Origin of the sequence: Dyadobacter bucti (assembly GCF_005869225.1) — a bacterium.
GTDB classification, from domain to species: domain Bacteria; phylum Bacteroidota; class Bacteroidia; order Cytophagales; family Spirosomataceae; genus Dyadobacter; species Dyadobacter bucti.
Genome location: NZ_SWFP01000007.1, coordinates 65783 through 87089 on the forward strand (window position 1 = coordinate 65783; position 21307 = coordinate 87089).

The 21307-nt window shown below is 44.4% G+C and carries 11 protein-coding genes; 6 read left to right on the forward strand and 5 right to left on the reverse strand.

Going from position 1 to position 21307, the window contains the following annotated elements:
- The first annotated feature begins 29 nt into the window (after positions 1-29).
- Positions 30-872 (forward strand): aldo/keto reductase, encoded by an 843-nt coding sequence (locus FBF61_RS22040; protein ID WP_138481442.1) that lies wholly within the window; start codon positions 30-32, stop codon positions 870-872.
- A 71-nt stretch (positions 873-943) separates the two neighbouring features.
- On the opposite strand, the gene FBF61_RS22045 is transcribed toward FBF61_RS22040, so the two are convergent.
- On the reverse strand, positions 944-1903 hold the full coding sequence (locus FBF61_RS22045) for a glycosyltransferase family 2 protein (RefSeq protein WP_138481444.1): 960 nt from the start codon (positions 1901-1903) through the stop codon (positions 944-946).
- 255 nt (positions 1904-2158) lie between these two features.
- Between FBF61_RS22045 and FBF61_RS22050 the strand changes: the two genes are divergently transcribed.
- Positions 2159-4471, forward strand: a complete 2313-nt coding sequence (locus FBF61_RS22050; protein WP_138481446.1) for a phage head spike fiber domain-containing protein — start codon at positions 2159-2161, stop codon at positions 4469-4471.
- Positions 4472-4556: 85 nt separating this feature from the next.
- Here the strand turns inward: FBF61_RS22050 and FBF61_RS22055 are convergent, their stop codons facing one another.
- Together FBF61_RS22055 and FBF61_RS22060 are read right to left on the reverse strand one after the other, a co-directional pair.
- Positions 4557-5903: a DUF5723 family protein gene (locus FBF61_RS22055; RefSeq protein WP_138481448.1), complete on the reverse strand. Its 1347-nt coding sequence runs from the start codon at positions 5901-5903 to the stop codon at positions 4557-4559.
- Positions 5904-5918: 15 nt separating this feature from the next.
- Positions 5919-7481 carry a capsule assembly Wzi family protein gene (locus tag FBF61_RS22060; RefSeq protein WP_138481450.1) on the reverse strand — a complete coding sequence of 521 codons (1563 nt, stop codon included), beginning with the start codon at positions 7479-7481 and terminating at the stop codon, positions 5919-5921.
- An 899-nt stretch (positions 7482-8380) separates the two neighbouring features.
- Here FBF61_RS22060 and FBF61_RS22065 point away from each other — a divergent pair.
- From FBF61_RS22065 to FBF61_RS22080, 4 genes are all read left to right on the forward strand, one after another.
- Positions 8381-8989 (forward strand): T9SS type A sorting domain-containing protein, encoded by a 609-nt coding sequence (locus FBF61_RS22065; RefSeq protein ID WP_138481452.1) that lies wholly within the window; start codon positions 8381-8383, stop codon positions 8987-8989.
- 514 nt (positions 8990-9503) lie between these two features.
- Positions 9504-10298 carry a LytR/AlgR family response regulator transcription factor gene (locus tag FBF61_RS22070; RefSeq protein ID WP_138481454.1) on the forward strand — a complete coding sequence of 265 codons (795 nt, stop codon included), beginning with the start codon at positions 9504-9506 and terminating at the stop codon, positions 10296-10298.
- A 649-nt stretch (positions 10299-10947) separates the two neighbouring features.
- A complete protein-coding gene (locus FBF61_RS22075; protein ID WP_138481456.1) occupies positions 10948-12240 on the forward strand; it encodes a polysaccharide pyruvyl transferase family protein in 1293 nt (430 codons plus the stop codon).
- 332 nt (positions 12241-12572) lie between these two features.
- On the forward strand, positions 12573-13940 hold the full coding sequence (locus FBF61_RS22080; RefSeq protein ID WP_138481458.1) for a sugar transferase: 1368 nt from the start codon (positions 12573-12575) through the stop codon (positions 13938-13940).
- A 451-nt stretch (positions 13941-14391) separates the two neighbouring features.
- Here the strand turns inward: FBF61_RS22080 and FBF61_RS22085 are convergent, their stop codons facing one another.
- Positions 14392-19815, reverse strand: coding sequence for an OmpL47-type beta-barrel domain-containing protein (locus FBF61_RS22085; protein WP_138481461.1), 5424 nt, complete (start codon positions 19813-19815; stop codon positions 14392-14394).
- Between the two features lie 481 nt (positions 19816-20296).
- Positions 20297-21115, reverse strand: coding sequence for a LytR/AlgR family response regulator transcription factor (locus tag FBF61_RS22090; RefSeq protein ID WP_138481463.1), 819 nt, complete (start codon positions 21113-21115; stop codon positions 20297-20299).
- Positions 21116-21307 lie beyond the last annotated feature (192 nt).

The following is a 21307-nucleotide window of genomic DNA, read 5'->3' on the forward strand; positions in this document are numbered from 1 at the left end:
AAATTTGAAGAATACATAATCCAGTCCTCATGAAAAAAGTTGAGTTAGTGAAAGGTATTACCTCCTCTGCATTGGGTTTCGGGTGCGCCCCGATCCTTGGTGCCGTTGATGCCAAAAGAGCCCGGAGAATAATTGATTGTGCCCTTGACTGTGGTATTACCCATTTCGATTTGGCGCGTTCGTACGGATACGGTGAAGCCGAGGAGTTCGTTGGTAACGTGATCAGGGACCGGCGAAACGAGTTGGTCATTGCAAGCAAATTCGGCATCAAAGCAAACTGGAAATCCCAGTTACTTAAGCCCCTTAAACCATTGGTCAGGTATTTACGCAGCGGGGAAAAGAAAGTGGACCTGGTTCCTAAAAAACCCGCCAAGACCGAGCCGTCAAAGGGAGCGGACATGTTCCATGACCGTATTCCTTTTCGGGGGCCGGACATGAGGCGTAGTCTGGAAAAAAGTCTCCGCGCTTTGGGTTCGGACTATCTGGATTATCTTTTTGTACACAATCCGCTGGAGCCCATTGTTCATGTCGATGAGTTGGCAGAAACAGCACAAAAGTTAAAGGAAGAAGGTAAAATACGTGCGTGGGGCATCGCCTACAAGCGCTCACTTCAGGAAATGCACCAGCCTTATCTTGACCGTTTTGATGTCCTTCAGTTTGACAATTCTGTCGGTATCGATGGCTATGAAAAGCTTGTAGAAGAACGGTCGCAAAAATCGAATGTGTTCTTTTCTCCACTCAAAGGCGCTGCGAAAACACTGAAGCCAAACGAAGTACTTGAAAAGCTTTCTACTGATTTCCCTAATACGGTAATTCTTTGTTCCATGTTTAATGAAAAACATCTCAGGGAAAATGCCAGCATATTCAGCTAGTTTCCCCGGTTTTTAGAACTGAAAAGAGCTCATCAAACTCAGGTTGGCGTTTGATGAGCTCTTTTTATGTTTTAAGCCTGCTTGTTTCCAGAAAAAGACGGATTTTCCCTCCGGCTTAACATCGTCTTATAGCCCATTATTTTCTCCATTCCGATAAAAAGATTGGAGCGATGTTTTATGATACTTTGCAAGACATACAGCGAATACTTCCATCCAAAAGCATAAGCCCTGCCGATATAATAAAGCACTGATTTCTGGTATTTATTCTTGCCGATTGCCCTCAAAAAATCATTCGCTTTCAAAACTGCCTGAAAACGCGCATCAAAATGTTCCTGGCTAAATGAGTTGCTCACACTTCCTTCAGTAACTGTGATCGTATACAGCACTTTTTCCGTGGCAGCTACCTTTTTGGCATGAAAACCGGTTGTAATGGAAAAATAAATATCGTTGGATGCAAGTATCTCCTCAAATTTGATATTGTGATCCTCAACCAACTTTCTTCTTATCAGTTTCCCCCAGGGAGGGTTAAAGTAGTATCGCATTGCATCCTCATTGTCCTGGCTTGCCTCGTGGACATAATCAGTTACAAGTTTCAGATATCTCTGATGCCGAAACGCGGTTGATGTCAGATTATCACTGTAAACACTGGTCGTTCCGAAGTATACGATATCCGCCTCCTCATTATAATACGGCTCGATCAAACTATGCATATTCTCACAAAAGAAATCATCTGCATCAGCAAAAAGCAGCCATTTTCCCGTCGCATGTTTCAATGCAATGTTTCTTGCCTTGCCAGCCCCGCCGGATTCCGAATTATAAAGAACGGTGACATTGTCATTAAAGCCATGATTCTGCAAATTAGATTTTTCCGTGATATTGCTATTATCATCAATAATGATAATCTGAAAATCCGGACTATCCGGAATGCTGTCCAGAAGTCTTTTCAACAAATGAAAGGAATTTTTGTGTGGCACTATTACAGAATACTTCCTCTCTACAGTCAAATCACTGGCCATTGAATTCTGGATCATATTAAATTTTGTATATTTTTTTCAATCATTCAGGGATATGCGTTGGGCCTTTAAAGAATTTAAATATAGGCTTCTACTTGTCAGAAAGCAAATTTTATTGCAGATTATGTGCTTATATCCTACATCCTACTTCGAGAGATAATTCGCATCACCAAACGTTGTGGAAAAAAATTTGTAGCAATTTGTAATAGTAATTTATTGTATATCTAAATAAATACTACATTTGTTATAAAATAACTCACAAACATATTACACATGCCACAATCACTATTAGCTCTCGGAGCACACGACTTTCGGAATGATCCTGCCTCGTCAACAGGAACGATTTCTTTTCAGCGCACCAGCGAAGCCTCGTATTACGGTCCTGATGGTTTTTTGCACTTTTCACAGCCCGGACAAGACACTGTGATTGGCAAGGCTCCACAGCAGCCAAACGGAGAACAACAAGTAAGCGCGCCAAAAGGCGAAAACCTATTTGCGGACAATAATATACTAACTGCATCCGTATGGAACAAAGTTGGTGCTACTATTTCTGCAATTTCCGGCATCCCCGGCTACGTCGGCGCGGGTACCATTTACAAGCTCACTGAAAATAATGCAACGGGGGAGCACAGGGTATCCAGGGGGGCGACAGTCACTCAGGGAACACCAGTCACCATTAGTATCTACGTGAAGGCAGGAACACGCTCAAACGTACAGTTCAGTTTCATGAGCGCAACCAGCTATACAGGAGGCAACCCGGGGTTAAAATTTGATTTGGCTAGCGGTACTGTCGTTTCTAAAAGTTCAAATGTGATCGACTTTCAGGCGATAGACAGCGGAAATGGCTGGTGGCTACTTAAACTGACAGCATTGCCTGACAAGGGTACAAATTCGGGCTTGCATCTTTACATGCGCGGTGACAGCGGGTCTATAAGCTATCAGGGCGTTGCCGACAGATACGTGTATATAGGTGGCATTTATTTTGAACAGAAAGAGCTATTGTCGGCTGCGAGAACCGTAGCAGCTGTGAGCAGTCTCAGATTTAACTATGACCTGTCCTCTTCACCACCGAAGCTCCTTGGCGCATTGGTCGAGCCAGCAGCAACAAATTCAACACCTTATTCTCAGCTCATTACACACACAGCCTGGCGGAAGCAATATGCTAAAATACTAGCGACAAATGAACTGGCTCCCGACGGCACTAACAGTGCTTTCAAATTAGTAGAAGATAAGCAGGCCGGTGCGCAACACTATATTATGCCATATCCCAACATGCCTAGCTCATCTGGAAGCACTTATACTTTCAGTGCTTTTCTCAAAGCCGGTGAACGCAAATGGGCCTATTTTAATATCAATGGTGTAACCGTCCACTTCGACCTTGTCAACGGTGTCATCGGAAACAAGAACAATATCTTTATCCCCTCTATAGAAAACGCCGGCAACGGATGGTTCAGATGTGCCGCTGTATTTTTGGTAACTACAACCACCACATCCGCCAAAATTGGTCCGGAACCTGCTAACGGCCAACCATCTTACAATGGCGATGGTACCAGCGGGATTTTTGTCTGGGGAGCTCAATTTGAAAAAAGCAACGGACTTACAAGCTATATCCGCACAGAAGCAAGCAGCGTCGCAAGAAACGAAGACGTTGTTACTGTAAGCAAGCCAGCCACTGGGACATCGGACCTGTTTCTTCAGAGAAAAAACGGAGGGCTGTGGGTTGATCGCTTAACGGCAGATTATCGTGTTCCCGCCTCTGTTCATGAACTTCAGATAGCAAATTTCTACAAAGCTGGCGAATCCACGCTAAGCAAAGACGATACTGTAGAAGAACTGTTTCCATTTCAGTACGAGTCGGTAGGGCCTACCCAAACACCGGTAACAATCTTTGACGAGCTGTATATTTCGCAAACACCCAACAAGGACTGGTCGCTGCGCCAGGCTGTCAACAAAACATCACCCACATTTCGTTTTCAGGTTAATCCTGGGGAAAAATGGTCCGGAGATGCGAAAAACCCTAAGGCGAGGGAACGCTGTGAGGTTTACAAAAAAAGTTCCAGCCTTCCGTTCAACGAAGATGTATGGATGGCATATTCTTTAAGGATAGAGCCCGGACAGCCGCAAATTCTGTCCCCGTCCGACTGGTGTTATCTGGGCCAGATGCATGCTACAGAGGATCCGGGCGAGATGAGCACAGGGCCCGTTCTTGGATTCAGGCTCGAAGGGTTGGACTCCATCAAAGTATACACTGCAGCCAACCTTGAGAATCCAATCAAAACAGAACCAAAGTATATTCTTCGGGGTAGCGGTGTGTTTACCCGAGGCGTATGGCACAACGTCGTTGTCCGCATGCGGTTTTCTCCAACAAACGGACAATTACAATGGTGGCAAAATGGCGTTGAGCTGCTTAATATCTCCGGCGTAGGAATGGGTTATGTAGATGCAAAGGGTCCCTACTGGAAATTTGGCATTTACAGGTGTTCAAATGTTTCGATCCCTACTCTGGCTGTGGAGTATTCAAATATGGAACTTGTCACCGGACAATCCCTTCTCTCCAGGGTCAAAACACCGCTGCCGATCGTTTAAACGATTTGTCAAAATCAGTAAATACAGCCACTCAGGTTTTATTTGAGAAAAAGGGAGGGTCAGTGACCCTCCCTTTTTTTGTTTTTTACGGATTTAATAATAATCCAATGTATCCATCTATTTGCCTGGAAGCAATCATAGCGGAAAGAATGCTGTTGCTACCAATAAAAAACCCTTTATACCTAAAACTTCCCCCCGCACTGAATCCTAAAAATTTCTGTAGGGACACCGGCAAGGAAATCCCTATGTGCTTTTTAGACCAGCCGGGTGAAATACTCACGTATGCAATGTTCTCCGCCCGTTTGATGATATCGGTTTTTCTAACATTCATCGCCAGATCGGCCATTGTATTAAAGCCTCCTTTAAACATGTAATTCAGCTTAAAACGCAGCATAGAGGGAAGACCGACCTTATAAGATTCTGTTGCAACGGATGTCTGACTGAAAAATTCAGGGTATTTTTCAAAAACTTCAGTGGTAGTACTGAAAGAATTGTCAAAATTATTGTTGAAGTTGAGGCCGTCGTCAGAAGAAATCCCGATGTCATAGGATTTACTATATGTAGAATCCGCCCGATACCGAACATTTCCCAGATCTGTCAACGAAACCATCAATGAGAACCTGGCAGGTTCTCCCGGATTTTCAAAATATTCATAGGATAGCCCGAAATCTGCACCGAAAGTACCCTTCCGTGGTTGAAAAAAATTCTTCAAACTGAAATCCGCTAATAAATTTCCCGCTGTCCGGGTATTTACGTGGCCATAGGCATTGGAGAGATAGCTGACATTTTTTTTGTTCACCTTTTTCGTGTTGATCACTCCCGTAAGCCCCGAAACTTCCAGACTGCTGTTCGCAACACCGTTGATGTATTTTACCGACAATCCGCCTCGGAGCTGATGCTTGTCTGTTTCCAGCAGGATCTGGGAAATTGTGAGCGAAACATCCGTCAAAACGCTGGTATTCACCAACATATCATCCGCTAGTTCGATCTGATAAGGGTACTCATGCCTGACTTTGACCTTTTCCCCGATTTCTGATATCAGCCTACCATTGAGATCGGAAAAATTGACGAATGCCCTTCCTCTTGTGCTCATAGCAATACTAGTCCCCTGTCCTATGCGCATTCCCAAAGCAGGCCCACGGACGTCGAACCCGGCATAACCAGAAGATACATCAGAAAACCCAAGCACATTTTTACGCAAAAAATCCTCCCTTGCGAGAATATGTGAAAGCGACAATGATGCTGTATTCGAAGATGTCCAGACATTTACGGAAAGAACATTTGCGGACCAACCCGTTTCATTGGAAATCTGAAAACCAGCCGGATACGAAGCAAGCCCTGCGAGTCCGTATTCTTGGGGTAGGGATATATTTGTCTGGCCAAAGGCTTGAACACCAGCGCACAGCAATGCGTAAAGGAAAATTTTCTTCATCTATGTCGGAGGGAATTATCTGAAAGTCTTTCTTATATTGAGCATAATGCCTGCTGAATTGTAGAGCAGGTCACCAATGTCCGCGGCCAATGTACATCCCAGTTGCATTCCCTTTCCGATATTTTTTTTCACGTCCAGAAATCCGGAAAACTGGTTGGATTTGGGAAAAATCCCGTAGCTCGGATTTCGGATATTTCCCCTGGAATGACCTATCGCCGTAGTGCCATAGGTACCGTAATTAGCTGAGTATGAAAACTTACCAGTCACATTAAAATCTTGCACTACAATTTCGGCACCCAAATTAACAACCGATACTCTGTTGTTACTGAAGTAGTCTCTGGGGGCATTCGGAAATCCAGACCTTGTGGAAGTTCTGGTGCTTACAAACGGGGTCCCCAATCCCAATCCTTTATATGACCAGCCTTCTGAATAAAAACCGTTGTAATAATTTTCATCCCCCGACTTGGTATACTTCGCGTCAAGTTCACCCGCCTGGCTGACGGTATAAAGAAATTCAACCAAAAATTTCTTCCAGTAAACAGCTCGTTTCGCCGCACTACGGTTTTCAATACGTATCCCGTTCAACCCATCCTTTATATTGGCCAGTTTAGACAGCGCTCCCACATCATAAAAATTCTGCCGGTATACGAAGAGGTTTATATTCTTAAAATTGAGCTCGCCTCCCAGATCGATTGACCCGAGGTGGTTTCCTATTTTCCCTTTCTCAAAACCGTTGATCTCTTCCAGCATGGTCTTTCCGAACAAAACATAAGTATATGATTCCCACTTGGATATTCTAAAAGTGCTTCCATAAATTGTCCGTTCATTTCCCCAGAACACCTGATGATTAAATCCTCCGTACAGCTTGACTTTTCCCTCGGGTGTGCCCAGTCGCACGTAAAGTGATTTCTGATGAAAAAAAGTATTAGCCGGGTTGAGCTTTTGTTTGATCTGATTAACCGCCAGCGTTCCCAGCCAGCCATGCGCAAAATTCCCTTTGAAGGCGATCAGATTACCTAAAAATGGCAATGTGTAGAATTCAGGAACCGAAAGTTCAATTTTAGGAACCCCCAGTGCGTTACCGGACATTGCAAAAGAGCCCACAGATAATGTGCTGTCTACCAGCCCCATAATTTGTTTGGAGCGCCCCGCCCTCAACTCAAAAATCCCAACTCTGCCCTTGGCATATGCTTCCGCGAAAATAAACTGTATTTCTGAGCCCGCATTCAGCCTGCCTTCAAATCCAAATCCCCAGTCGAGCAATTGGCGGCTGCTTTTATATGCTTTCCGGATATTTCCGGAAAGTACTCCGGACAAACCGTTCAGGGGAACGTTCCCAAACTGATTGGCCCGCATCCAGAATGGAACCTGATCGTTGGTCGTCGCTACCCCACCCGCAGCAACCGAATAATGAAGTAACCCAGGTTTTGCGCCGTCCTCTAACGAATCCGAAAATGGCCCTGACCCCTCATCGACCGTTTTGTCCCCGGTTAAATGATGAGATACTAAGCTGGCCGCAAGTGCACGAGGTTCATGTACGCACAGTAATGCCAGAAAAGGAAGTAGTATTTTATTCATGGATGATGCAGACACCGGCCTGTCTTTAGCATGAAAAAAGCATTACCGGCTGGTCAAGAGTAACAGGGTTTGAGTATTTTGAAAGCAACGTAGAAAAACTGGAGAGACTAATGTTCGCATTGGAACCAGGGTAAATATACGATTGGCTCGTAAATCCTAGAATATTCCAATTCAACTTTGTAAATTAGCAAATAACAGATTGACTGACTTTCGCCGCAAATCTAATGTAAAATTTGGATTCTGCAATAGGCAAAACTAAATCCCTCTGGATCATATCTAGTTGACCCTCAATGGGTAAGATTAAATTTACTCGAAAATAAAACTAATTAGACACAGAAATATTCACTATTCCTCTAATAATCCTGTATTCCGGTTAAAAATGGTAATATTTGATGTTTTTTTCTTAAAATGTTATATAAAAAATTGGTATAACAATAATTTACACTGTCTGTAAAATTAATTCGGATTTTTTTTTAAAAAAATTCTACAATTTGATTTTTACTTCTTAACTTTATCCTACTTTAGAAGATAAATCATCCGATATCGTTTTTAACAGTTTAGTAAATGAATATACCACTAATTAACTTGAAAAATTCCGCGAAAAGCTACACATCAATCCCGCCGGGTCACCTTCTTGAAAGGCCGCTACTTGTGGTCTCGAAGCGTCGACATTCAGTTAACCCTGAACTGCAGAATTAGAAGAAGAATCTCAAAACTAACAGCCTGGTCTCGTCCTATTGAAGGACGACAGGGAGAAGTCTGTCTAATTACAATCCTATGCCAAGGACTCGGAGTGGCAAATCCGCGTCCCTGAAAAGTTACGTTTTTACCCAAATTTTACTGGTTGACTTTTGAACATCAATTATTAAAACTGTACACATTATTCAATTTTTTTTAAAATGGTTATTAAACGACGCAATTTCATTCAAGCAGTTACCCTGGGGGTAGCAACGGTAATGACAGGGGTAAGCTCACCCTTACCAGTTGAAGGCCCGGCACTACCAGGAACAAAACCACTAATTATTAACATGCCAGCTCCTGACGGGAAGTATGCATTCTTTGTTGACGGACGCAAGCAGCTGATCCGGATTGCAAATGAAAAAGGCCACTTGACGGTTCCGGAACATTCTTGTATCATTGAATATACTGGTGAAGACGGCACGTCCCAGTTATCAGTGTATATCGACCAAAACACTTCGGAGTCTTTCTTACTTCCGGGAACATCAACCTGGGAAGTTGAACCCGAGGGTGAATTTGAATGGGGAGCGGTGATTCTTGGAAACCCGATTAAAGAAGGGAAAATCATTACGAGGATAACCGGACCTGGCAGCTCTTCCCCAACCGTTGAGATTGTCGACGTGCAGGGACGAACCCTGGTTAAGGAGCAAGTAAAAAAGACAAAGTCGTCAGAAGAATATCTATTTGATGTGCAAAGATTTGCGAAAGGCATCATGCTCGTGAAAGTTAGCTGCGACGGTTTCAACAAAACGATGAAAGTATTGCACTAGGTGTTAAGCCATCCGGGCACCTGCACACTATTCTGAGAATTAATTCCAGCCACCATATATTTCTTAACAGATAAGAAATACATGGTGGCTTTTCTATTGACAAATAAATACACCTACATAGTTTTATTGCGACAGCCTGTCGCGTGGTTTCTATCATGCACCTACATCATATTTTGGGCTTATCGAGCTAATATTAATTTTACATCGAGTAAACACTACATTTAAGCTTCTGTTTAAGTAGCATTTCTGACGGTCATTCCAAAAGGACCATTTATACCCCAGAAAAAGGGCGTTCTACCCCAAAATTTTCAGTCTTCCTTCCTCGTCCGTTTACTTTGTATTGCCTCTCCGACAGGTATGAGCATGTAAATACGCAGCACATCCAATTAACTGGTCAATATCAAAATACTTCTGGTTAAGCTGAAAAATGAAACTTCGTTCATATGTCTTTGTCAATGGCTCAATTTATTCAACGAGATAAGATAATCACTCAGAGTTAAATCCTTCTTCTATTATGACCAAAGTTTTAATTATTGCAAGTGACGCGAATGCAGGAATCGAATTAAGTCAAATGATTGGGCAGGCCGCAGGCGACTTCCAGGTTTGTGGCATCCTGTACAAAATTTCCGAGGCACGGCAGTGGCTCACAGACAACAATGCCCCACAGCTGATATTCTGCGATATTGAACTGGAAGACGGTTTAGGATTTGAAATTTTCCGCAACCTTCCTGTCGCTGCCCCCATTATCTTTTGCACCGACTGCCAGGAGTATGCCCTCAAAGCTTTCGAGAACAATGGTATCGACTATTTGCTGAAACCGCTTAATCCGGACAGACTTGAGAAGAGCCTGAAAAAATTCACCCGGTTGAAAGAACTTTTCGGCGAAGAAAATACATCCTATAGCAAAAGGATCAGCAACGTGGCCTCAGGCATGAATAGCTACAAGAGTTCAATGCTAGTGTACTTTCAGGACAAGATCATCCCTGTGAGCCTGGACAAGCTGGACTACATATATTACAATAATTACACAGTAAACGTACATACGCAAAATGCACAATACGAAACAAGGGACACACTGAATAATATCATTACAACTCTGAACCCGAGGGACTTCTTCCGTGCGAACCGGCAATTTATACTTCATCGTAAATCTGTAACCAGTATTCAGCAATACTTTGGCCGTAAACTGCTTGTAGGGACTTCTTTTCCTACTCCTGAGCCCGTAATCATCAGCAAAGCGAACGCAACTGAATTCCTGAAATGGGTGGAAGGGCTCAATCACGAGAAAGAACTTGTGGCCAATTATTAGGCATTGCCCGTTTCATTCGTCATTTTGTCCGTCTTATTTTAATACCATTTGAATTGGATACTCATTTTCTCAAATTTGGCTTACTAAGACTAGAATGATACCCTACCTTCCCACTAATGATTGTCAATTAGATCGGTGTAATTCATTTCAAAACTTAAATCAATTTAAATGAAGATTAGCTACTTAGTCAACAGGGAGTGAAACTTATCACAAACCGAACAACTACGCAATTCCGATAGAAATAGTTGACTAGGATTCAAACTCAGAAATAGCTAAAACAAATAAAAAATATTACGATTAAAAGGAAACATAAAATAGTTGCCTTTTTACGGAAGCGTTTTCTGATTTTCTTGCAGAAATACTTCTACGTATACTTACCATAGTTAGGTTATTTTACAAGAGTCTCCTGAAAGTTGCCCATAACCCGCGCATCGTCAGAAGTGCAGGTACCTACGGAAGGAATTACGCGAACTGGTTATTTCGAAACAAGTCACAGCTAATTGTCCATCTTTCTGTATCATCATCAAAATTTACTGGATCGCAGAAACTTTGATTTAAAAATCAGGATTATGCCACGGTCTTAAACGCAAAACGCCATTTTATCCCATTCTTCTCAACGATATTTAATCAAAAAAAAATTAAGCATACTATGGACCGTAGACACTTTCTTCAACATGCCGGGATTTTAGCTGGTGCTTTGCTATCTACTTCCATTGTAAGAGTCACAGAAAAGACTAATCCCACAATCCTGATCGTTTCGGGCTGGCAGGATGTAAACATTGGGGACATCGCCCACACTCCCGGTTTGATAGGCCTGATCAAAAAAAGACTTCCCAACGTGAAGATCATTCTCTGGAAACGCAACCGCAGCGCCAAAGTAGAAGAAATGCTCGCGTCTCATTATCCGGACGTAAGGGTCATTCATGGAAATGTCCGGGATTCGATACCTCAGACAGAAGCTGTGAGGGAAGCCTTTGCAGAAGCTGACTTCTTCATTCATGGTTCAGGACCTTACGTCGTGGCTGCAAACTATCTGGCTGCATGGTCGAAGATCACCGGCAAGCCATTCGGGATTTTCGGTGTTACTATACAGGACGTCTCTCCGGAGTTGAAATCCTTATTGCTGAAAGCATCTTTTATTTTTACCCGTGAGACTGCGTCGATCGCTGTTTTAAATCAAAATGGAATCCAGGGAGAATTTGTCAGATTCGCTCCGGATGCAACCTTCGCGCTGGAAATCCGTGACGACAAGAAGGCTGAAAAATTCATGACTGATAACAAGCTTGAGGCTCGCAAATTCATATGTGCAATCCCCCGCCTTCGGCTTACACCCTATTACATGCTCCGGTCCAATAAGGCCGGATGGAGCGATCAACGGATCCGTGAAGTAGATGCCCTGAACAATAAGTTCAAGGAAGAGGATCATTCTAAACTTCGGGAGGCTATGATCACCTGGGTACGCGAGACCGGCAATAAGGTTGTTGTCTGCCCGGAAATGGTTTATCAGGTGGACATCATTGACGAATTGCTCGTCGATCCGCTGCCGGAAGACGTAAAACCTTTTATTGTGAAACAAGGCTACTGGCTGCCTGACGAGGCCGCATCTTTATACAAACAGGCCCATACCATCCTCAGTCTGGAATGCCACTCCCCGATCATAGCCATCGCCAACGAAACTCCGGCCTTTTATCTGCGTCAGCCTGAAGATACCATTAAAGGCCAGATGTATTATGACCTCGGACTCACGGACTGGACTTTTGAGATTATGGAAACCAACGGCAAACAGATCGCCGAACGTCTGATGAATGTTTACAACAATTACCCGGAAGCAAAGAGGAAGGTACTCCAGGTTATCAAAGAAGTGGAAAGCCAGTATGACGGAGCATTCCAGACTATGGTTTCCGAAATTCAAAAGACCCAGAAAGAAGGACTTTTCTCTTAATTTTCTCACAAATACTTTTAGAACTTTTTCGAGAAGTAGTGGCTGACGGGAGACTCTCTTTCTAAGTTTTTACCCAAGCATATTAGCCAGGTTGGCTGATACCGTCAGCCTCACTTATCCCCTGCCTTCACAGAACCTCCCGAGAAACATTCAATCGCGTCAATTTGACATTTGATTTTTGCATAAAACTGAGTATCAAACATGTTTAATGATAACTAAAGAACAGATGTTAGGATTTTACGAATATCGGGATGTTATATATTATTTATTACTTTGATTAATAAAGTAAATGTATTAAACTTGTCTACCTAAATACTCAGCGTTAACTTCCTATGAAAAATCACTACCCCGGCCTCCTTCCGAAAGCACATCTGTGGACAGATGTGGTTGTATTAAATTTCTGCTTTTTTGCTGCCTATTTGTTTCGCTTCGACAACTTGTCCGGGCTGTTGCAAAATCAGTACATCAACCTGCTGCTGGTAGCTAACCTTGTGTGGATTTTCACGATCCATATTTTTAAGACTTATCACTTCACACGGCTATCCTATCATTTCAACAACCAGCTTACACAGTACCTCAAAGCGGTTACTGTCCATTGCGCGGTGATGATGGCTTTCCTGTACCTTACCAAGCAGGGTGAAGAATATTCGAGGTATCAGTTTCTGATGACCTACGGGCTGTTTGTCGTAACTTCAACAGCCTCAAGAGCTGCGGCTGTGCTATTCCTGAAACTTTACCGTCAGGCAGGTTACAACTACAATCGTTACATGATCGTGGGAAAAGGTGACCTTGCCATGCTCATCCGCGATTTTTATGTAAACCGTAAAGAACTCGGATACAGGTATTATGGCATGATGGAACTGGATAACCACCGTAACAACCTGGATTCGCTGGAAAGCATGGTTAAAGAAAAGAAGCTTGACTACATCTACTGCTGCCTTTCAGAAATGGATGACGAGCAGGTTCAGGATGTGATCAGGATGGGTGAGCGCCAGAGGACGCAGATCAGGCTCGTACCCGATTTCCGTGGATTTATGACCAATATGGCTACAATCGAGTACCATGAAATGTACCCGATCATCCAGGTCAATACAAAACCATTCTCAAGCTTTAACGAACAGACGCTGAAACGTAGTTTTGACCTGATTTTTTCAGTAGTCGTGATGATTCTGGGTGCTCCTGTATTCTTTGCAGTCTGGGCGGCAATCAAAATTTCTTCACCGGGACCAGTCTTTTTCAAACAGAAACGCTGCGGAAGATGGGGTGAAATGTTTGAGATTTACAAATTCCGCAGTATGCGCGTGGACGCTGATTCAATGGGTCTGAAACATTCCCAAGGTGACAACGATCCGAGGATTACTTCAATTGGCCGCATTCTGAGAAAATCAAGGCTTGATGAGCTGCCTCAGTTTATCAATGTTTTGAAAGGCGAAATGTCCGTAGTGGGCCCGCGTCCTTTGTATAAATACGATGTAGATATGTTAATGGAGGCTGCTCCACACGATTTTCAGCGTTTATTGACTGTAAAACCAGGTATCACATCGATCGGGCAGATCAATGTCGGATATGCGGACACGGTCGCGAAAAACGTTGAGCGCCTTAAATATGATTTGCAATATTTGAAATCATACAGTGTTTTTGACGATGTCCTGCTTATTTTCCGTACCGTTCAGGTAATGGTGCTTGGCAGAGGTCAGTAAGAAGTAATACAACTTCGTTACTCAACGTTCCTAACATATAGTTGAAAGCCTGTCGGATCGATTCTGACAGGCTTTTTTTGCGCATACTACATTGCCCCTCCCTTCCCGGCTTTGCCGATTACGGAGCCCTTCAGTGAACGCTTTCCAAACTTCCCCGGCCCAGTACATATACACAAACTATGTAAGCATTAGAGCCTTGAACACGCTGGGATCATCTCCTACAACGATCTGCCTATATGCACTTGATCCCAATTAATCCTCAGCTATGAATGGACATTACCTGCGGGCTGCATGATTCTCCTTTGATCTTCCGCTATGGCCTAAAACCATTATCATTTACCGCAAATATTTTGAAGGCTAGCTGATGACCTCTTTAAAAGTCCGAAGGCTCCCCGGTTCACACAAACAGGTGAACCGGGGAGCCTTCGCATTTATTTACTACTACCCTATTTTACTTCTCAACCACGAGCTTTGAATGCACTACACCCGAAGCGGACGAAGCGCTGATGATGTACATTCCACTGTTGAGTTTGTTTTTCAGTTGCACAGGTATGTTCGCTCCACCTGTCCCGTCGGTGATGATCGTCTGGGTCTCAATGATCCGGTTTGACAAGCTTGTGATCGTAACTGTCACTTTTTCGTTCCTGCCGAAATTACTTGCGCTCAGATTGAACTCGCTGCCGGAAGTCGGGTTAGGATAAACGAATATGGATTTCGCAGCGCCTGACTCTTCAAAACTTGTTTCTTCCGCAGCCGCCATTCGTGCATTGGGGTTACTAACCCGGAAAAGCTCCAGACCAGCGAGTGCAAGCCGGTTGACGACAGGGTTAAATTTAATGTTAAGAACACCGTCGGTTACCGTCGTGCTGAAATCTTTCACCAGAGCCGTCCTGTATTTGACCTCGCTAAAAATATCAAGGTTATTCAGCACTGCCTGATTTTCAATGGTCGTGCTGAAAACCCGGGAGCCAGTAGCCGTGAAATAATTCTCCACAAAATGCATGCGGATCAGATAGTCTCCATTGCTGACGGGAATTTCGTAAGAAGTCTCGGCAAGATCGGCAGCTGCTGATAAGTAAGTCTGGTACAATGAGTCGATATCTGTCCCTGCTACATCACTTAAAGTCACCTGTTTATCCAGCCTTACAGAGCCTTTTCGGTAGTTCTTATCATTTTCATACAGATTATTTCCGATCATCATGTCTGTATCCGAACCCCCTTTGATCCTTTTAACCACACTTACGACTGAGCTACTGTTGTTTGCAATACCATAAAGCGGGATCCTCAACGGGCCGGATGCGTTATTGTAGGTAATAAGTAAGGCCGCATTTTTGATACCAACAGATGTCGGAGAGAATTTGACGTTAAGTGCTGCCGTGGTCTGAATCGGAATCGTCGTAGCACTCAGCGAACCTACAGAAAATTCATTTGCATTCGGCCCTGTTATTTTAATACTCTTCACAACAGCTGACGGATCGCTGGTATTGTCCGGGTATGTTTTCCCCTGATTTTTCAGCGTAACCGGAATCGTTGCATTCGCTCCGGTGTTTATTGGATTGAAACTAACCGCAGACGACGAAATGGATTCCAGTGTAGAATAGTGAACGGTTCCTGTTTCAGGTCTCACGTTTTCAACATAATACATGTTATCCTGGTAATCATAGTTCGTTACCGACACATTGATGTAGTCATGATTCAGGAAATAAGCATTGGGAATGACATTTCCGTTTGCATCGATGGCCCTGACCAGTCTTAATCCAATGATGTTACCGTCATTTTGTGTCCTGTCCGAAGAGGATATCGACACTTTAAATCCGAAAGCACCGGTAGGGCTGAATGATCCCTGAGCCAGCGAACTATTTGAATTTCTCAGCCTCGGCAACAAAGACTGGCCGTCGAGGTCATTATGGTTAAAAAGGCTGGTCGTCGACGATGAGCCTTTTGCAAAATACCTGATCGTTTCGGTAGACGCACAGCAGCTATGGTAGGCGGCCAATTGATAAACTGTAACCGGCTTGGATTCGTCCGCTCTTACGAGATATGAAAAAGGAACTTCGTGAGATGATGTGGTAATGACCGCACTCCCTTTGACAGTCCCATCGGTGGCACCATAACCGGTTTTCGAAGTAAAACCGAATGCGTTGATGATTTCCTGAGCATAAGGCTCATTCCTTCCTTCTCCGGATTTCTGATACAAGCCATGCAGCAATACCCTTTTCAAAGGCGAGATACTGTCATTACTAGTGATGGCCAGGGTATCGTGAAATACTTTTGCTCTGGATGCAGCGTCTTTTGCCATAAACATAATCGTCACATCCGCATAAGACCCGGTTGTAATCGAAATCGGCAATTTGGCAGTCGTATCACTATTGACCGATACTATTTTCCATGCATCAGTATTGGATAACCGAAGGTTACTGATAACCAGTCGACCTGTTCCCTTGCTGTTGATCCTCAACTTTACACGATCGTGATTGGCGTTATACGGAGTTATCTCCGGAGATGTACGTCTCCACGGTGTCTGAATAGAGGAAAAAACCAGCTGATCGTCGGCTGGGAAGTTATCCAAATTTTTCAGCACCATGTAAGCACCGGTCGTAGGCTGTTTGTATACACTAAAATTATATGGACTTGTAAATGTCTGATTACCATTACCATCAGCTGCTTTGATTGTCAAGCTGTAATTACCACCGTTTTCAATCGTAAACGGGCCTGTGTAATTGATAAAAGTGCCATCATTCAGCGCATACTGAAATAAAGCAAGACCAGATCCTCCCTCGTCGTTCGCGGTGAGGACAATTTGTACCTGCTCATCATAAACATTTGAAGACCTTAGCGTACCAACCAGTTTTGCTGATGCAATCGGAGAGATGTCATCATTTACTATGGTCGCAGGGCTAAAAGTCAGATATGTCATTTTGGTATTCGTCCCACCAGTTGCATTGATGGTCAGTTTCCCATCATTCACCTGAACGGTCGCCGTGCCAATCCTGAATTTGTTCTGTGCGGAAGAAATGAAATCCGTGATTACCGGCAAGCCTTCCACATTGATCTGATGGTTACTGTCATAGTACCGGTCATCGCCCGCACCTACTGTTACCGTGTACCTGCCATTCGGCACCACATGTTCCCAAGCTCCGGGAGCGGCATTATCCACTGCAGACTGCATCTGAACCAGCGTCATTTGTTTCGCATCGCCCGATCCGGCCCTCAAACGCATGTTGCCACTGTAATCTGAAGGAACCTGCGTGGCAGCGTTGACCCAGCCAAACTTACGTCCTGCATCGAAGGGTAAACCGTTGTCCGCCGTGAAACCCGAAGCTACCGTATTGGCAGCCGGAAGGAAATCAATTTTAATAGGTTCAACTGCCGGCTCTGTATAAACCGTAAAGGTGTAGGCGCTCGTAATGGTTTCGTTATTATTTGCGTCCGCGGCTTTTACAGTAAGGCTGTAATTACCACCGGTTTCAATCAGGAACGGGGCCGTATAGTTGGTGTAACTGCCTCCATTGATCGCGTATTGAAATGTTTTCAAGCCAGAATCCCCTGCGTCACTGGCCGTCAGGATTACCTGTACTTTTTTGTCATAAACATTGGGCGACAAAACTGTCCCTTCAAAACGGGCACTTGCAACAGGCGCTATCGCATCGCTTACCGTTGTCGCAGGTTTAAAAGTCAGGTAGGTCATCTTTGTATTGGTCCCGCCGGTCGCATTGATAGTCAGTTTACCATCATTCACCTGGACGGTAGCCGTACCTACCCTGTACTTGCTTTGAGCTGACGGACGGAAATCTGTGATCACGGGCAGCCCCTCCACATTTATCTGGTGGTTACTGTCGTAGTACCTATCGTCACCCGCACCTACGGTAACGGTATATAAACCATTGGCAACTGTATGTTCCCAGGCTCCGGGAGCGGCATTATCCACTGCAGACTGCATCTGAACCAGCGTCATTTGTTTCGCATCGCCCGATCCGGCCCTCAAACGCATGTTGCCACTGTAATCTGAAGGAACCTGCGTGGCAGCGTTGACCCAGCCAAACTTACGTCCTGCATCGAAGGGTAAACCGTTGTCCGCCGTGAAACCCGAAGCTACCGTATTGGCAGCCGGAAGGAAATCAATTTTAATAGGTTCAACTGCCGGCTCTGTATAAACCGTAAAGGTGTAGGCGCTCGTAATGGTTTCGTTATTATTTGCGTCCGCGGCTTTTACAGTAAGGCTGTAATTACCACCGGTTTCAATCAGGAACGGGGCCGTATAGTTGGTGTAACTGCCTCCATTGATCGCGTATTGAAATGTTTTCAAGCCAGAATCCCCTGCGTCACTGGCCGTCAGGATTACCTGTACTTTTTTGTCATAAACATTGGGCGACAAAACTGTCCCTTCAAAACGGGCACTTGCAACAGGCGCTATCGCATCGCTTACCGTTGTCGCAGGTTTAAAAGTCAGGTAGGTCATCTTTGTATTGGTCCCGCCGGTCGCATTGATAGTCAGTTTACCATCATTCACCTGGACGGTAGCCGTACCTACCCTGTACTTGCTTTGAGCTGACGGACGGAAATCTGTGATCACGGGCAGCCCCTCCACATTTATCTGGTGGTTACTGTCGTAGTACCTATCGTCACCCGCACCTACGGTAACGGTATATAAACCATTGGCAACTGTATGTTCCCAGGCTCCGGGAGCGGCATTATCCACCGCAGACTGCATCTGAACCAGCGTCATCTGTTTCGCATCGCCCGATCCGGCCCTCAAACGCATGTTGCCACTATAATCGGAAGGCGCCTGTGTGGCAGCGTTGATCCACCCAAACTTGCGTCCTGCATCAAAAGGCAGACCATTGTCCGCAGTAAAACCTGAAGCTACCGTGTTGGCCGAAGGAAGGAAATCGATCTGCACAGTTTCTGCGACAGGCGGCTCCACGGTCAGATTGCTAATCGCAAAATCATCAAAGGTATATGTTACTGCAGAACTTCCGTTCCTGTAAGTGGAAAACACGCCTGCAAACATCTCTCCCTGCGTAAGCCCTGTTCCCGAAAGGTTCAGGTATGGAGAAGAATACAATGCGCCCGTACTGATATAGGTCACTCCGTCAGTGGAATAAAACCCTTCCACCGTGTTCGCCTGCGAATCTATAACCATGCGTAAGGTTACAGTTCTTGAATTTAATCCACTAATGGGTTCTGTTCTTCGCTGATCAGGGTTACCGGTTCCTGAAACAGTGCTCGATACGTCATTCAGCTCTTTTCTGAGTTCGACCCTGTTGCCGGTTATCCCAAGCTTGATGAACGTGTTATCGCTGATACCATACCAGATCCCAGCCTGTTGGGCTTGAGAACCATTAAAAGGATTAACCACCTTCACTTCCAGCTGAAACTTGCTGACTGCATCAATTTTTACCCCCAAGGCATTGAGCTGGTTGTTATTGGTAAGGTAATCGATACCCTTGTTGGCAACAATCTGCAGACGGCCGCCTCCGAGCGTTATCCTGGACGGTTCATAACCAGGTAGGCCGGGCACAGCAGGCTGTCCATCCTCGGCAGCCCTGCCGCCGGAGTAACTATTGACAGTTCTAAAACCGGTTCCCTGTCCGTCTTTATCTCCGATTGTTCCGCTCACCGCGGCATCGAACGACAAATTGAAGGGCATGCCGACTTTTAACTCCGAACAAGCCATCGTACTGACCGGCAAACAGCCATCGACCAAGTTAGCTGCGGAACGTAACTCCCCGGATTTTATGCCGATCATTTTGGCACCGGAAACTGGTTTGGCGGAGGCATGTGCAAAATCCCCCATAATGATAGAGACGATCATGCATAATACAAACAAAACAAATCTGGAATGATAGTAATTGAGGCGATAGACCTTTAACATGAGTCATTGATTAAATTAACAAGGCAGAATTGTAACATAAGGTGACCAGGCAAAGGACGTGTAATGCCGATTGCAATGACTTTATATCGTTACAAAACTTTCCGAGGAGGTTGTTTAAGCTAGCAGGATATGGTGTAATATAAAATAGAATTAATTCTTACTGAAAAACATTACGCATTACAATATACGAGGAAGTATTTCAACAAGATATTTTGAAAAATTACAAACTATTTTGACATTTCATCTTTTGTTAGGGTGACAGCCGGATTCAACAGTACCGCGTTAAGGCTATGCTTGTTGGCAGGTTCATGTAAGAAAAATCAGGCTCCGTTCCTTCAGGAACTGTAGATCAGATCGTCTTTAAAAATAATCGGGAACACAAATTTGTAACCCTAGTAAACTTAAATTCAGATAAAAAATACCTTATAAAATTGCCCATAAATCCTGAGGGGTCGAATAAAACTGAATTAAAACGGACAAATCAGGCGCTAAAACGGGCATCATCCAGGGAAATTGCGAACCGGGCTTCCTCTATGTTCAATCCCTCCATCCATTTCAGAAAATCGGAGGCATTGGCCTTACTGATGATTACGGGTTCCGGTGTGGGGGCAGACATCCCGACCAGCAATTTCCGTCCGAAGTACTGCTGGATGTTTGTGACCGCCTTTCTGTGAATGATAAACTGACGGTTAGCCCGGAAAAAATCACGCGGATTCAAAGTGGTGATAATGTTATTCAACGTGTCACGCGTCTCATAATGAGCACCTTGCGCGTGAACAGTGACTATATAATTATTGTAGTAGATAAAGTCCATCTGGTCCATATTGACCGGGATGATCTTATCCTGAAAATAGACTAGCAAAGACGTTTTATAGCTGTTGAACTTTGGGAAACCAACTTTTACCGGCCTGGGCTGGATCAAGCTGCCTTCTTCGCCGAACAAATTCTTTAGCTGCAAGAATTTCCTGAGGCTGTTCTCCAGCTTTCGTTCGTCGATTGGTTTGATAAGATAGTCTATCCCGCTATTTTCGAAGGCTTCGAGTGCGTAACCATCGTAGGTAGTGAAGTAAATCACCGGGGCAGCAGGTACACCCTGGAAGATCTCAAACCCCAGGCCATCCCTCAATTCTATGTCGCAGAAAATAAGGTGTACCACATTGTTACTGGTCAGCCAGATTTTCGCTTCCCGCACAGACGAGAGGATTTCAGCCACCTTGAAGCTGCTATTTGCATTTTCAATCATTTGCTTCAATACCTCGGCCTCACGGGCATCATTTGCAATTATTAATGTGTCAATCATAACAGAAGAGGATTCTAAGAGCCCATAAATGTCCCAAACATCGTCACCGGCAGTCCACACGCCTGGGTTGAATTTTCGGGATTGTTGAAATTATCTTGATATGTATAGTAACCCAATTGCTTGACTTGATATGTATAGTAACTCAATTAGTTGTGCGGCCTGGTCTACGAGCGCCCAGTGCCAGTTTTTAAA